The 15,510-nt window shown below is 38.3% G+C and carries 11 protein-coding genes and 1 rRNA gene; 9 read left to right on the top strand and 3 right to left on the bottom strand.

From position 1 onward, the window contains the following. The first annotated feature begins 1 nt into the window (after position 1). Positions 2-805, top strand: a complete 804-nt coding sequence (locus tag P3U61_RS04305) for a teichoic acid translocation permease (RefSeq protein ID WP_201800441.1) — start codon at positions 2-4, stop codon at positions 803-805. A gap of 470 nt (positions 806-1,275) precedes the next feature. Here P3U61_RS04305 and P3U61_RS04310 read toward each other — a convergent pair whose 3' ends face one another. After that, positions 1,276-2,253 carry a metal-dependent hydrolase gene (locus tag P3U61_RS04310; RefSeq protein WP_014613500.1) on the bottom strand — a complete coding sequence of 326 codons (978 nt, stop codon included), beginning with the start codon at positions 2,251-2,253 and terminating at the stop codon, positions 1,276-1,278. A 90-nt stretch (positions 2,254-2,343) separates the two neighbouring features. On the opposite strand from P3U61_RS04310, the gene mutY reads away from it, so the two are divergent. The 4 genes from mutY to P3U61_RS04330 all read left to right on the top strand — a co-directional run bounded on the left by mutY (position 2,344) and on the right by P3U61_RS04330 (position 8,517). After that, complete coding sequence (gene mutY / locus P3U61_RS04315) at positions 2,344-3,390, top strand: A/G-specific adenine glycosylase (protein ID WP_101457957.1); 1,047 nt, start codon at positions 2,344-2,346, stop codon at positions 3,388-3,390. Positions 3,391-3,455: 65 nt separating this feature from the next. Continuing rightward, a complete protein-coding gene (gene ntdP, locus P3U61_RS04320; RefSeq protein WP_014613502.1) occupies positions 3,456-3,998 on the top strand; it encodes a nucleoside tri-diphosphate phosphatase in 543 nt (180 codons plus the stop codon). Positions 3,999-4,678: 680 nt separating this feature from the next. Then, positions 4,679-6,415, top strand: coding sequence for an ABC transporter ATP-binding protein (locus tag P3U61_RS04325; RefSeq protein WP_014613503.1), 1,737 nt, complete (start codon positions 4,679-4,681; stop codon positions 6,413-6,415). A 524-nt stretch (positions 6,416-6,939) separates the two neighbouring features. After that, positions 6,940-8,517 carry an FMN-binding glutamate synthase family protein gene (locus tag P3U61_RS04330; RefSeq protein WP_014613505.1) on the top strand — a complete coding sequence of 526 codons (1,578 nt, stop codon included), beginning with the start codon at positions 6,940-6,942 and terminating at the stop codon, positions 8,515-8,517. 147 nt (positions 8,518-8,664) lie between these two features. On the opposite strand, the gene P3U61_RS04335 is transcribed toward P3U61_RS04330, so the two are convergent. Together P3U61_RS04335 and P3U61_RS04340 are read right to left on the bottom strand one after the other, a co-directional pair. Next, positions 8,665-9,759, bottom strand: coding sequence for an FUSC family protein (locus P3U61_RS04335; protein ID WP_014613506.1), 1,095 nt, complete (start codon positions 9,757-9,759; stop codon positions 8,665-8,667). A gap of 93 nt (positions 9,760-9,852) precedes the next feature. Then, the gene (locus P3U61_RS04340; RefSeq protein ID WP_063279151.1) at positions 9,853-11,139 is read right to left on the bottom strand and encodes a glutamate-1-semialdehyde 2,1-aminomutase; all 1,287 of its coding nucleotides are present in this window, start codon (positions 11,137-11,139) and stop codon (positions 9,853-9,855) included. A gap of 82 nt (positions 11,140-11,221) precedes the next feature. Here P3U61_RS04340 and bcp point away from each other — a divergent pair, with 82 nt between their 5' ends. From bcp to P3U61_RS04360, 4 genes are all read left to right on the top strand, one after another. Beyond that, on the top strand, positions 11,222-11,680 hold the full coding sequence (gene bcp / locus P3U61_RS04345; RefSeq protein ID WP_014613508.1) for a thioredoxin-dependent thiol peroxidase: 459 nt from the start codon (positions 11,222-11,224) through the stop codon (positions 11,678-11,680). Positions 11,681-11,686: 6 nt separating this feature from the next. Further along, the gene (locus tag P3U61_RS04350; protein WP_110179232.1) at positions 11,687-12,637 is read left to right on the top strand and encodes a phosphoglycerate dehydrogenase; all 951 of its coding nucleotides are present in this window, start codon (positions 11,687-11,689) and stop codon (positions 12,635-12,637) included. 80 nt (positions 12,638-12,717) lie between these two features. Further along, a complete protein-coding gene (perR, locus tag P3U61_RS04355; protein WP_014613510.1) occupies positions 12,718-13,176 on the top strand; it encodes a peroxide-responsive transcriptional repressor PerR in 459 nt (152 codons plus the stop codon). Between the two features lie 731 nt (positions 13,177-13,907). After that, positions 13,908-15,459: ribosomal RNA gene (locus P3U61_RS04360) — 16S ribosomal RNA — on the top strand. The last annotated feature ends 51 nt before the right edge of the window (positions 15,460-15,510 follow it).

Consider the following 15,510-nt stretch of genomic DNA (forward strand, 5'->3'; position numbering starts at 1 on the left):
GATGAGCGTGTTAGAAAACTTAATTCATTTTTTTCATAATCGAACGAGATTGTTTAGACACAGTAAATATCGCCTTCAAAAACATCGCAAATGGACAGCATTAACTTTTTTAATTGCATTTGGTTTAATGGTTTTAACCGCAATAGCTTTTTATTTTTTAGATATCGTGGAAGTGACACAAGCGACTTTTGATTATCGACTGACAGGGCTAGTCGCTTTTGGTGTCATATGGGTTGCGATTTATATCCATTACCGCTTCTTTCCTAGAGATTATTATGTGACGCGTCACTTTAATATGAGTCCATTTTTCCATATTGTTTTGTCGAGCGGCATGCATACCATAATATTAACTGTTTTAATGACTGTCATGGCTTGGTTAAAACCATTGAATACTGATACGACGTGGGTAGGCGTATTCTTTTATAGTGCGATGTCGTTTGTTTTTATTGTCATCATGTCATTTTTACTTGGTTTAGTGTATGTGCTCTATCCAAAGTTAGACCGTGTCTTTACATTGATTGTGATTTTGACGTTTTTACTCGTGCCTATCCTTTATATTCCACCTAATAGTAACGGCTGGGTGACACATGTGATGATGCTGAACCCGATGTATTATCTAGTCAATGGCATGCAACAAGCTGTCATCGTTGGCCATGAAGCCATGAATCATCTCGGTTATCATTTTTATTTCATGTGTTTCATTGGATTGATGATTGTATTTTGTTATGCATTAAAAGATTATGTCTCACAATTAAGACCAAACGAACACCATCAATCAAAAGTACAAAAAGAAAAAGCCGAATAAACCAAAAGCTGTGAAACAACGACATCTCATCGTTGCACACAGCTTTTTTGTTTGATGGTTTTGAAGCGGTAAGGGCTAGGAAACACGTTTTAACGCTAAGGTGAAGGAGATATGAAGCACCATGAATACAAGTGATTAATTAATGATAATTAGTGCAATTGTTCAGTTTAAGAAACATATCAGATAACAGAACGATGCTGTGATAAAACAATAAAAAGCCTTTAAGGGGAGCAAAGCTAGGCGAGACTCCTGAGGTATCAGCTGAAACAAATAATCCACTATCGCTTTCATGAATGTAACAGTAAAATTAAAAACGTTTGTTAGTTGAAGTTTCAGCGCCTAGGAAGACGAGTCTAAAGCGTGCAACCCATAAAGGCTAAATAATTTTAAAAACTGCAGCATCGTGTTGCAATCTAAGGTTTGATTGGAGTAAAACCACTTAAATCGTTATAGTATATCATCACGCTGAATTAATGAGCGAGTAATTTTCTCAATAACTTCTCCTCACTAAACACCCACCCTGTATACGAATGCTTCACCTTCATCTCTTGATCAAGATGCAAAATCGCCACAAACTGATAATGCCCATCCTTCAAATAACGCAAATCAATAAATCGCAGCTCAGTCGTATAAGAATCAACTTGTCTCACATGCCAACGATAAATGGAAGAAAAGTTCAGAAAAGCTTTCACATTTTTATCATATTGTGCATATTTCATGATTGCATTACTTGGAAAAGGCTGACGTTCTACCTTGTCACTAAACACAATATTACGTCCATAACTGCGACCGACATAATCGTGTTTTTCAGTTTGGATTGCGATACGCCATTGCATAAAACGAAGGGTCGGTGCTACAAAAACTTTAATTGGTGTGCCGAGATGTTCCACTTGATTTAAAGCTTGTTTTTTTAACCAACTGCGCATTTGAAATCTTAAAATATAATATACAATGAGGACAATTAACACTGGAATAAACACAACATAAGGGTGTACACCGATGGCCCAAATGGCGATACCGACGAGCAAAATCGCAAAAATAATCGGATCAAATGTATTAATGACACTCAATTGAATCCATTTATTCGAAAAGGGCCGTAATGCTTGTGTACCATATGAGTTGAAAATATCAACAAACACATGGAGAAAGACGGCGAGTTGTGCCCATAACCAAACATGTAAGGGATCGACATGTTTGAAAAGACTATAGACCAGTAAAGTTAACAATAATGGCCAAAGTAAAGTAAAAGGAATAGAATGTGTAATGCCTCTATGATTTGAAATATATGTTGCATTATCTTTTAATTTTAGTACAGTATCACTATCAGGAATTAAAGAACCTGCAATCAGTACGGTTGCTGTTGCAGCGAAGTTTCCGCTCATAGCAGCATCCGTCGTTGCGATTGCTGTAAGTCCAACGCCTATCGCGATGTGTGTGGCTGTATCCATAATGTCTCACTCTTTTCAATATAACGTAACTTTATTATAGTCGATTATTGAAATGAACAAAAATCATTAATATATGCAAGGAGAATTGAAATGTTAGATGAACTTACATTCAAGCCACATTTATTGGAATGGTTTGAAAAGGAACAACGGCAAATGCCTTGGAGAGAAACGAAAAATCCCTATTATATTTGGATTAGTGAAGTGATGTTACAACAAACACAAGTCGATACGGTTCGTGATTATTATCATCGTTTTGTTGAAGCGTTTCCGACAATTGAAGATTTGGCGAATGCAGATGAGGACGATGTATTAAAACTATGGGAGGGTCTTGGATACTATAGTCGTGCACGTAATTTTCACACTGCCGCCAAAGAAGTCGTCGCATTTCATGATGGAAGCGTACCACAACATCCAGAGACATTTTTAAATTTGAAAGGTGTAGGTCCGTACACCCAAGCAGCTGTGATGAGTATTGCTTTTGATTTACCGTTAGCGACAGTGGATGGAAATGTCTTTCGTGTATGGTCTCGTTTAAATGATGATACACGTGATACGGCGCTTCAGTCGACAAGAAAAGCTTATGAAAATGAGCTGGCGCCTTATGTTGCACAACAATCAGGTGATTTTAATCAAGCGATGATGGAGTTAGGTGCACTTGTGTGTACACCTAAAGCGCCACTTTGTCTATTCTGTCCAGTTCAAATGCATTGTGAATCCTACGAACAAGGGACCGTATTAGAACGTCCTGTCAAAACGAAAAAGTTGAAGAAAAAAACGTTGAACTTTGATGTGTATGTCATTCAAAATCAATTAGGAGACTTTTTAATAGAACAACGTACAGCATCATTACTCAAAGGTATGTGGCAGTTTCCGATGATTGAACATGGTGCGAAAGAAGACATAGAACCAACCTTAGACATCAATCATTTAACGATTCAACGTAAAAATGTAGTGAAAGTGAAACATCAATTTACACATTTGACATGGCATTTGACTGTACATACTGCAACGGTGGATGAAACGGTCGCACCGGTTGTCGCAAATGGAAGAAGATGGATGGCATCCGTTGAAAAGGATAACTACTCTTTTCCAGTCCCGATGACAAAAATATTTAACGCAATAAATGAAGCGGAATAATTAAGTAATAGGAATGGAATATGATATAATAACGAGGTGAATTTTTAACAAGGTGGTGTGAGAAGTTGGTCAAATCGTGTATACCTCGAGAAGGGGAATCGATTAAAATTCAATCTTATAAACACGATGGCAATATACACCGTGTATGGTCCGAAACTACAATTTTAAAAGGAACAGCAGATGTCGTCATCGGTGGTAATGATCATACGCTTGTAACCGAAAGTGATGGCCGAACATGGGTAACGCGTGAGCCTGCAATTGTCTATTTCCATTCAGAATATTGGTTTAATGTCATTTGTATGTTTCGTGAAGATGGCGTTTATTATTATTGTAACTTATCGTCGCCTTTTGTTTGTGATGAAGAAGCTTTAAAATATATCGATTATGATTTAGATATTAAAGTTTATCCAAATGGCAAATATCATTTATTAGATGAAGATGAGTACGAACAACATATGAATCAAATGAATTATCCAAAAGATATTGATATGATTTTAAGACGCAATGTTGATATTTTACAACAATGGATTGAGCAGAAAAAGGGACCATTTGCACCTGATTTTATTAAAGTGTGGCGTCAACGATTTCAAAAGGTGAAAAACTTTTAAAATATCATATCGTTTGTAATTGAATAACAACACCGATTGGCGATGACAATGTAATACGGGGGCGGGACATAAAAATTTTTGATGCGATTGATGCAATATTTTGTTAAACTTGCCCTCCCTACGATTTTCGGTTTTTGATTGCCATCATGGCTTCCCTTTCCTAGGGGCTGGCCCTCCAACTCAATTCGGCTTGATTGAAGTCAACATTTGTTTGAAGCCGAATTGGATTTTGGGAGCAGTACAGGAATCTCATGTGTAACAAAGATTTCGTCGTACTGCCCCCGCAAGGCTGACTAGACTTCTCAAAATCATGCGCATTGAGAAGTCAGACAGCTACTGCGTTAAACGGTAGCCACTTTTAAAGTTAAATGACGTTGTTTAGCGTTTAACTTATCCCTCAGGAGTCTCAGCCTTCTGGGCAATCATATTTCAATACTGCGCAACTGCTTGCAAGTTGATGAAATCAAGAAAACGATCGCATCATTTTTTACATACACCCTTATTTTTCAACGGTTTAATCACCATTAATGGATATCAATCCATAAATAGAAGCAGAGACTGGGAAAACATCATGTCCCAGTCCCGTTCAATTCGTCATTCAAAGAGACGCGCGAAATTTATTTAACACATGATACAAATGGGGTCAATGTTGACGTAGGATAATACCGGGGGGCGTTTTTTTGATAAGAAGATATTTAGAGTTTGTAAAGCCGTATCGATGGCTGATTGTTGGTACGATTATAGTCGGAATATTGAAGTTTGGTATTCCATTACTGATTCCATTATTAATCAAATATGTCATTGATGATGTCATAAATAATGCGGCTCTAACAGTAGATGATAAGTTAATGCGTTTAGGTGTGTCTATGCTTATCGCGGCGTTTATTTTTGTAGTAGTACGTCCGCCGATTGAGTTTTTTAGACAATATTTAGCACAATGGACAAGTAACAAAATTTTATATGATATTCGAAAAAAATTGTATGATCATTTACAAGCGTTAAGTTCAAAGTTTTATGCGAACAACAAAGCAGGTGAAGTCATTTCACGTGTTATTAATGATGTCGAACAGACGAAAGATTTCATCATGACGGGGCTCATGAATATTTGGCTTGACTGTATTACGATTATTATTGCGTTGTCGGTGATGTTTTTCTTAGACGTACAACTGACGTTAGCGGCAATCGTTGTCTTACCTTTTTACATTTTAACGGTATATTTCTTTTTCGGCCGTTTAAGGGCTCTGACTCGTGAACGTTCACAAAAACTTGCTGAGACACAAGGTTTTCTTCATGAACGTGTCAATGGGATGGCGGTCATTAAAAGTTTTGCGATTGAAGAAAATGAAGCTAAAAATTTCGATCAACGCAACACGAACTTTTTAAACAAGGCCTTTAAACATACACGTTGGAATGCTTATTCATTTTCGGCTATCAACACTGTGACTGATATTGGTCCATTAATTGTTATAGGTTACGGTGCTTATTTAGCCATTACGGGATCTGTGACAGTGGGGACACTTGCGGCATTTGTCAGCTACCTTGAACAACTATACGGGCCATTGCGTCGACTTGTGTCTTCTTTTACAACATTAACGCAAAGTTTTGCATCAATGGATCGTGTTTTTCAATTGTTTGACGAGCCTTATGATATTAAAAATGCACCACAAGCGAAAGCGATACCGATTCGTGAAGGGCAAATTGAAATCGAAAATGTCTCATTTAAGTACAATCCAGAAGAGCGAAATGTATTGAACCATTTGAATTTGGATATCCAACATGGCGAAACAGTCGCATTTGTCGGTATGAGTGGAGGCGGAAAGTCAACCTTAATTCATCTTATTCCTCGCTTTTACGATGTGACGGAAGGCCATATTAAAATTGATGGCCATGACGTTAAAGATTTCGATACGGCAAGTTTGAGACGTCAAATCGGTATGGTGCAGCAAGACAACATTTTATTTTCTGATACGGTGAAAGAAAATATTTTGCTCGGTCGTCCAGATGCGTCATTTGAGGAAGTTGTAGAAGCGGCGAAACTCGCAAATGCCCACGACTTTATTATGGCATTGCCTCAAGGTTATGATACGGAAGTCGGCGAACGTGGCGTAAAACTTTCTGGTGGGCAAAAACAACGCTTATCGATTGCTCGTATTTTCTTAAATGATCCACCTATATTGATTTTAGATGAAGCAACAAGTGCGTTAGATTTAGAAAGTGAAGCGATTATTCAAGAGGCGTTAGAAAAGCTGAGTCATGACCGGACTACTATTATTGTAGCACATCGACTTTCAACGATTACACATGCAGATAAAATTGTCGTCATTGAAAATGGTGAAATTGTGGAGCAAGGTTCCCATGAGACGTTAATGCAACGAGAAGGCGCATACCGTCGATTATTCTCAATTCAAAACTTATAATTGCAATTGCAATCGTATGATAGTGATATGAAAGGGATTGGAACACAGAAAAATTTTGATGCTATTGATGCAAGATGATGAACCCCAAAACAATAACATCAATTTTTTATCCTTTTCACCCTCATTATCTGACTTTTTTAAAGTTATTAATGAATCATCGATCTATGAAGGGTTTGAGGCTTAAATTTTTATGTCCCATCCCTTGGCATACACAACATATAGTAAAGGAGCTAAGGAAATTTAATGTCCTAGCTCCTTTTGATGTTTGTGAGGTATAACGTGACGCCTAAAAGCAAGGTGAAAATTTAAATTTAAAAATAAATAGGATGTTCTGAGTGCAAAATGTGATAAGAATAAATCATTTTTGAATTCATTGTTAGTGGAAAAATCTATAAATAGAATGTGTCAATGATGCATGTGCCTAGAGGTGATTAATCAAGTTATTTCCAATTTAAATCGGTCACTTAAGTCAATATGGCCCTATATTTCATGTATAATGAAAGAAAAAGGGAGTGGGGGGTACAATGACTTTTTTAACTGTACTTCAATTAATTATCAATGTTTTATTAGTAGGTATATTCGTCATTGCATGTATCGCATTGATTGCGTTTTTAATTTTTGATAAACGACAAAAGCAGCACAGTGTATTACGTAATTATCCTGTGCTCGCACGTGTGAGATACTTTTTAGAACATATTGGACCTGAAATGCGCCAATATTTATTTTTAAATGACAATGAAGACCAACCTTTTTCAAGAATGGAATATCAAAATATTGTTATTGCGGGCAAGTACAACTCAAGAGGGGCGAGTTTTGGGACGCAGAAAAATTACGACAGCGGTTATTTTATTAATAATGCAATGTTTCCAACGCAAAAGCATCAGTTAAGGGTCGACAATGATGAATGGATTTCAACGTTCATTTATCAAATTAAAAGCGAAACATTGTTTAATCGTTCAGAGCATATTCGTGCGAAAGAAATTGAACCTTTTTATTTGGCGCCTGAACACTATGTCAAAATCGGTGAGCATGTCGCGCATCCATTTTATGTTAAACGTTTAGTTGGACAGTCGGGCATGAGTTACGGTGCTCTGGGTAAAAATGCGATTACGGCACTTTCGAAAGGATTAGGCATGGCGAACACATGGATGAATACCGGTGAAGGCGGCTTATCTGATTATCATCTTGCCGGTGATGTTGATATTATTTTCCAAATCGGGCCTGGTTTATTTGGCGTTAGGGACGAGCACGGACAATTCGACCCTGATCATTTCATGGCAGTTGCACAACATACACAAGTTAAAGCGTTTGAAATCAAGTTGGCACAAGGCGCTAAAACACGTGGCGGTCATATTGAAGGTAAAAAAGTGACAGAAGAAATTGCCAAAATTCGTAAGCTTCAACCTTATGAAACTGTCGACTCGCCGAACCGTTTTGACTTTATTAATAACGCGTATGATTTGTTGAAATGGATTGATGAGTTGCGAGAAATGAGTCAAAAACCAGTGGGCTTTAAAATGGTACTTGGTAGAAAAGACGACTTTAAACAATTGATTGACGCTATGCAAACGTTACAGATTTATCCAGACTTTATTACGATTGATGGTGGTGAAGGTGGGACAGGTGCAACGTTCCAGGAATTGCAAGATGGCGTCGGTTTACCGTTATTTACAGCGTTACCTATCATTGATGGTTTACTCAAAGCGCATCAGTTAAGAGACAAGGTGAAAATTTTTGCATCTGGAAAACTGGTCACGCCTGATAAAATTGCCATCGCGTTAGCATTAGGGGCTGACCTCGTGAATGTAGCCAGAGCGATGATGATTAGTGTAGGTTGTATCATGAGTCGTCAATGCCATAAAAATATTTGTCCAGTCGGTGTTGCAACGACGGATCCTAAAAAAGAAGAAGCGCTTGTCGTCGATGAAAAACAATATCGTGTAACGAACTATATTACGAGCTTGCATGAAGGGTTGTTTAATATTGCGGCAGCGGTTGGTGTGAAAAGTCCAACTGAAATCGGTCCTGAACATGTGACGATTAAATATCAGAATGGTGAAATTGAATCGGTTCATCAATATCAATTAAAGTTGATTGATTAAATGGGGAAATGGGGTGGTACAAAAAATTTTTGATGCGCACCCTCATTAAATGTGATAGAGGCAGAAAAAGTTGATCTACTAGCCTTATCAATACAGAAAAAGCTCGAACAAGATGACGTTAAATCATTTTGCTCGAGCTTTTATTTGTTATAAATCAAAATCTTCTTCAATGATATCGATATCGGGGTCTGTGTTATGGTATTTAAAATAACTGACACGTAAACGATCTAAGTGTTCTAAATTGTAGCGATATTCTTCTAAAGCTGAAATGATATGCATAATGTTGGCATAAGAAAAGTTTTCAGGTTCTGGGTCTACTATGACCTCTTCTTGAAAGGCTGTGATGACTTCTTTTTTCAATGGGTTCGGGACAAAACGTTGATCGAGTGTCACGTCGAACTTTGCTTTTTTCGTTATACTAATTAAAATTTGTTCGTGAAATTGTGTCAGCTCATCAATTTCTAATTTGATTTGTAATAATAATGCATGATTTAAATGCACCAAATCATTTTGATATCGATTCATTCGTCTGAGCACGTCATACGCATCACGTGTCGACAAGACGATTTCTTTAAATAAGATTTTCTTACGTGTTTGTGCGAAGACTTGTTTCTTTGTATAGACACGTTCTTCTTTATAAAATTCAAGTAACTGCTCAAGTTTGACAATACGTTGACGTAAATTTTCTAAATCTTGCTTCACATAATTAAATTCTGTCGCATCATTTAACACTAAATTAAACCACTTAAAAATATCGGTCGAAATGTTTAATGAGTTGTAATAAATCTTCGTCTCAAACTTTGGTGGTAAAAATGTGAGATTAACGATGAATGAGCTGATGACCCCAATCATCACAAGAGAAAATCGGTAAAAGGCTGAGATGTAAAAAGAGCCGTCATGTTGTCCCATAATAACCAGTGCAGTCACTGTCGCTAACGTTGCAACATGTGCGATTTTCATTTTAAAGAGTAATGCGATTAACAAAATGACTGTCGCACCCATAATAATGACATTGTTGCCGAAAATGGTCACCATAGCTACAGCGAGAAGGGCACCAATGACATTACCTTGGAATTGATCGACAATCGTTTTAAATGTCCGATAGACACTAGGCTGCATGGCAACGACCGCTGCAATGCCTGCGACGGTCACCATCCCAGCACTATGAGGTAACAGTGAGGCAATCGAAACCGCAAGTATAATGGCGATACCTGTTTTTAAAATTCTAGCTCCCAGTTTCAAAACATCGCGCTCCTTTGATTAAATTAAAGCCTGAGTCGTGCATAGGTTTAATCATGTTATACACTGTTACATCGCAAATTTCAATAGCGAAGTTTACAATTGGCTAAATGCATAATCCGCAGCAGCAATTGTTTTTTCAATATCTGCTTCTGTATGTTCAGTTGTTAAAAACCATGCTTCATATTTTGATGGTGCTAAGTTGATGCCTTGATGTAACATCAGTTTGAAAAATTTCGCAAATTGTTCGCCATCAGACGCATCAGCTTGTTCGTAATGTGTCACTTTTTCATCTGTAAAGTATACCGTTAACGCACCATATACACGGTTGATAGTTGCTTTGATTTGATATTTATCAATAGCAGCTTGTAAACCGGCTTCTAATTTTTTACCGAGTTGATTTAATTTTTCATATACACCTGGTTGTTCTAATACTTCTAACAACGCAATACCTGCTTTCATTGATAATGGGTTACCTGCCATTGTCCCTGCTTGATAGGCGGGTCCGAGTGGTGCGACTTGTTCCATAATATCTTGGCGACCACCGTAACCACCGATTGGAAGGCCACCTCCTACAATTTTACCGAAAGCAGTTAAATCAGGATAAACGCCCAATAAATCTTGTGCAGCACCATAATGAAAACGGAATGCAGTAATGACCTCATCGTAAATAACTAAGCCACCATATTCATGTGTCACACGGTTCACTTCTTCTAAAAATCCAGGTTGAGGTTCGACCATGCCAAAGTTACCGACAATAGGTTCAACTAGCACGCCAGCCACTTGATTGCCCCAGTGTTTCATTGCTTCTTTAAAAGACTCAATATCGTTAAATGGCACAGTGATTACTTCTTGGGCTACACTTTTCGGCACACCCGCTGAATCAGGAGAACCAAGTTGTGATGGGCCACTTCCTGCAGCGACAAGCACTAAGTCAGAGTGGCCGTGATAACAGCCAGCAAATTTGATGATTTTATCTCTATTTGTATAAGCACGTGCAACGCGAATCGTAGTCATCACAGCTTCTGTTCCTGAATTGACAAAGCGCATTTTTTCTAATGAAGGAATGGCTGCTCGTAATTTTCGTGCAAATGCAATTTCTAATTCTGTAGGTGTACCGTATAATACACCAAGGGCAGCCTGTTCTTGGATGGCTTCAGTAATATGCGGGTGGGCATGTCCAGTAATAATAGGACCATATGCTTGTAAGTAGTCGATATATTCATTGCCATCGACGTCGTATAAATAAGCACCTTTACCAGACTTCATCACAACTGGTGCGCCACCACCGACAGCTTTATATGAACGAGACGGTGAATTGACACCCCCTAAAATATATTCATTGGATTGTTCTTGTAATGCTTCACTTCGATTAAAATTCATAAATCAACCAACCTCTTTTAATTTAATATTTTTCCCTATTATCGTATCATAAAATGAGAAGATATTAGAAAGAAGGGTTGTTATGTTAAAAAAAGGTGACACATTTCCAGACTTCCAATTAGAAAATCAAAATGGCGAGCAAATTTCAAAAGCTTCATTAAAAGGACAAAAAGTAATTCTCTATTTTTACCCACGAGATAACACACCTACATGTACAACAGAAGCATGTGACTTCAGAGATAACATCGCATACTTTAATGATTTAAATGTGCAAGTTTACGGTGTAAGCGGCGATTCAAAACGCAAACATCAAAATTTCATAGAGAAACATCAGTTAAATTTTGATTTGTTGGTAGATGAAGATTTTCAACTTTCAGAAGCGGTTGGTGTATACCAATTGAAGAAATCTTTTGGTAAAGAATCGATGGGCATCGTACGAACAACTTTTGTACTAGATGAAGAAGGGAAAATTATAGATGTTATTGAAAAAGTAAAAGTCAAAGAACAAATGGCACAACTTAAAGAAATCTTGGAAGGGTGATTCTACATGTTAGTCGTTAGCTTGATGCGTTTAGATGATCAAGAAACAAGATTACAAGAAGCATTTCCTCATGTTGACTTTAAATTTTATAAGCATCCCTCTCAACTGCCTGAAGAAGTGCACCAACAAATGGATGTGTTGATTTCATATCATCCAGAAGTTGATGCAGCTTTTATTGAAAACGCACCAAATCTAAAATGGATAGCTTGGTATGCGACAGGGGTCAATCGTTTGCCTTTTGAAACGCTCAAGAAAAGAGAGATTCAATTGACTAATGCAGGGGGTGTACATGCACAACAACTTACGGAATTTCTGTTTGCGTACATATTAGATGACTACAAAGAACTCAAATCAATTTATGAAGAACAACAAGCACGCATTTATAATCATAAACGTGTTACACCATCCGTTAAAGGTCAGCATATTTTATTTTTAGGTACCGGAAAAATTCCTCAACGTGCATCCCAAATAGCAAAAATATTGGGGATGAAAACGATAGGGTTAAATACAACAGGTCATGCGGCAGAACATTTTGACGAGACGTATCCTATTTCAGAACGACACCATGTTTATAAAGAAGTGGATATCGTTGTGAATTTGTTACCGGAAACAACAGATACACGATATTTATTGACCGTAGAAGATTTTAAAGCGATGAATCAACATACATTATTTGTTAATTTAGGACGAGGTACAATTGCACAAGAATCAGTTATTGTTGATGCCTTAAAAAACAAATCGATTCGTAAAGCATATTTAGATGTATTTGAACAGGAGCCACTAGAATCCGATTCAGAACTCTACCAGTTGGATAATGTCTTTTTAACACCACATATTTCAGGCAGTCACGTAGATAACAAAAAATTAGCAACTGATATTTTTTCTAACAATTTAAAATCTTTTCTCAGTAACGGTAATTTGATTGAGAATAAGGTTAATATTGATAGAGGATATTAGATAAATATTGACAATAAATAGGTAAACCTTATATATTATTAGGTAAGAATTATTATTAATAAGAAAGACGGGTGAACCTAATGACTGCTGAATTGGAATCTCATGATCATCAATTAAAAGAGTCAATAGCGTCTTTACGTGAAGCAGGCGTGCGTATTACACCGCAACGTCAAGCAATATTAAATTTCCTCATCAAAGCGGAATCACATCCAACTGCTGACGAAATATATCAATCATTATCACCTGACTTCCCAAGTATAAGTGTTGCAACGATTTACAATAACCTTAAAGTATTTAAAAAGACAGGCATTGTTAAAGAGTTAACATATGGTGATGCGTCGAGTCGTTTTGATTTCGACACACAGAATCATTATCATGTCATCTGTGAGAAATGTGGTAAGATTGTTGACTTCCACTATCCATTACTTCATGAAGTTGAACAACTTGCGCAACATGTAACAGAATTTGACGTCACGCATCACAGAATGGAGATATATGGTGTTTGTCAATCGTGTAAAGAGGCTGAAAAAGAATTATAAGTGATTGAAGGCTTATTCAGAAAGCGTATGAATGAAACGTTATGATGAATAAGCCTTTTTTAAGTTTTAGTGATTATTTTTAGTTTAAGATGCGTTGATTGTTTTGAATCGTGCATGTTAATTCAGGTATTAAATTTTTGAACGACGGGCAACTTAGTAAGATGTTAATCTTCTTGGTTAGAACTGAAGGATATGTGTGCGTTCGCTTTTGAATTGAGTGAGGCTATAACTGTTTAAATTGATTCAAAAGATAATTCACGCTATGTTTTAAATGTTTTGATGTAAAAATAACTCAATACGTGTTAGTTTTCAAAAACATAGTAAATTTGATTAGGAATAACAGTTGATTTTGTGTTGACGATGGGGATTCTACTTGGTAAGATAAGGAAGTCGTTTCGAGGAGATTGTAAAAATAATGCTTTCATGATTGAACGCATGTAAACGAATGATTAAAAGTGTAAAATTAACGCTTGAAACTTTCTCCGTAACATTATAAGATATTAAATGTTGAACGAGACAACAACTTATTAACAAAAAATTAAAAAAAACTTTAAATTAAATCTTGACAGAGAAATTTGTTTAAAGTATAATGTTTTCTTGTAACAGCAAAAACGAACATTGAAAACTGAATGACAATATGTCAACGTTAATTCCAATAATTTGAGTACTTCAAAAGTACTTTCGAGAGTGATTGACTTAAACAATCAACGAGCTATATCAAGCTTACTTCTTTTATGGAGAGTTTGATCCTGGCTCAGGATGAACGCTGGCGGCGTGCCTAATACATGCAAGTCGAGCGAACAGATAAGGAGCTTGCTCCTTTGACGTTAGCGGCGGACGGGTGAGTAACACGTGGGTAACCTACCTATAAGACTGGAATAACTCCGGGAAACCGGGGCTAATGCCGGATAACATGTTGAACCGCATGGTTCTACAGTGAAAGACGGTCTTGCTGTCACTTATAGATGGACCCGCGCCGTATTAGCTAGTTGGTGGGGTAACGGCCTACCAAGGCGACGATACGTAGCCGACCTGAGAGGGTGATCGGCCACACTGGAACTGAGACACGGTCCAGACTCCTACGGGAGGCAGCAGTAGGGAATCTTCCGCAATGGGCGAAAGCCTGACGGAGCAACGCCGCGTGAGTGATGAAGATCTTCGGATCGTAAAGCTCTGTTGTTAGGGAAGAACAAATGTGTAAGTAACTGTGCACATCTTGACGGTACCTAACCAGAAAGCCACGGCTAACTACGTGCCAGCAGCCGCGGTAATACGTAGGTGGCAAGCGTTATCCGGAATTATTGGGCGTAAAGCGCGCGTAGGCGGTTTTTTAAGTCTGATGTGAAAGCCCACGGCTCAACCGTGGAGGGTCATTGGAAACTGGAAAACTTGAGTGCAGAAGAGGAAAGTGGAATTCCATGTGTAGCGGTGAAATGCGCAGAGATATGGAGGAACACCAGTGGCGAAGGCGGCTTTCTGGTCTGCAACTGACGCTGATGTGCGAAAGCGTGGGGATCAAACAGGATTAGATACCCTGGTAGTCCACGCCGTAAACGATGAGTGCTAAGTGTTAGGGGGTTTCCGCCCCTTAGTGCTGCAGCTAACGCATTAAGCACTCCGCCTGGGGAGTACGGTCGCAAGACTGAAACTCAAAGGAATTGACGGGGACCCGCACAAGCGGTGGAGCATGTGGTTTAATTCGAAGCAACGCGAAGAACCTTACCAAATCTTGACATCCTTTGACCGCTCTAGAGATAGAGTTTTCCTCTTCGGAGGACAAAGTGACAGGTGGTGCATGGTTGTCGTCAGCTCGTGTCGTGAGATGTTGGGTTAAGTCCCGCAACGAGCGCAACCCTTGAACTTAGTTGCCATCATTCAGTTGGGCACTCTAAGTTGACTGCCGGTGACAAACCGGAGGAAGGTGGGGATGACGTCAAATCATCATGCCCCTTATGATTTGGGCTACACACGTGCTACAATGGACAATACAAAGGGCAGCGAAACCGCGAGGTCAAGCAAATCCCATAAAGTTGTTCTCAGTTCGGATTGTAGTCTGCAACTCGACTACATGAAGCTGGAATCGCTAGTAATCGTAGATCAGCATGCTACGGTGAATACGTTCCCGGGTCTTGTACACACCGCCCGTCACACCACGAGAGTTTGTAACACCCGAAGCCGGTGGAGTAACCATTTTGGAGCTAGCCGTCGAAGGTGGGACAAATGATTGGGGTGAAGTCGTAACAAGGTAGCCGTATCGGAAGGTGCGGCTGGATCACCTCCTTTCTAAGGATAATATACGGAATATCACCATCAGGTGATAAACGGATTAACGTG

It is taken from the genome of Staphylococcus pseudintermedius (assembly GCF_034042775.1).
Taxonomy (GTDB): Bacteria; Bacillota; Bacilli; order Staphylococcales; family Staphylococcaceae; genus Staphylococcus; species Staphylococcus pseudintermedius.

Excerpts from the sequence above, each read along its gene's own strand:
- P3U61_RS04310 (WP_014613500.1), bottom strand. The coding sequence starts at position 2,253 with ATGGATACAGCCACACACATCGCGATAGGCGTTGGACTTACAGCAATC.
- P3U61_RS04350 (WP_110179232.1), top strand. The coding sequence starts at position 11,687 with ATGTTAGTCGTTAGCTTGATGCGTTTAGATGATCAAGAAACAAGATTA.
- P3U61_RS04330 (WP_014613505.1), top strand. The coding sequence starts at position 6,940 with ATGACTTTTTTAACTGTACTTCAATTAATTATCAATGTTTTATTAGTA.
- perR (WP_014613510.1), top strand. The coding sequence starts at position 12,718 with ATGACTGCTGAATTGGAATCTCATGATCATCAATTAAAAGAGTCAATA.
- mutY (WP_101457957.1), top strand. The coding sequence starts at position 2,344 with ATGTTAGATGAACTTACATTCAAGCCACATTTATTGGAATGGTTTGAA.
- P3U61_RS04340 (WP_063279151.1), bottom strand. The coding sequence starts at position 11,139 with ATGAATTTTAATCGAAGTGAAGCATTACAAGAACAATCCAATGAATAT.
- P3U61_RS04305 (WP_201800441.1), top strand. The coding sequence starts at position 2 with ATGAGCGTGTTAGAAAACTTAATTCATTTTTTTCATAATCGAACGAGA.
- bcp (WP_014613508.1), top strand. The coding sequence starts at position 11,222 with ATGTTAAAAAAAGGTGACACATTTCCAGACTTCCAATTAGAAAATCAA.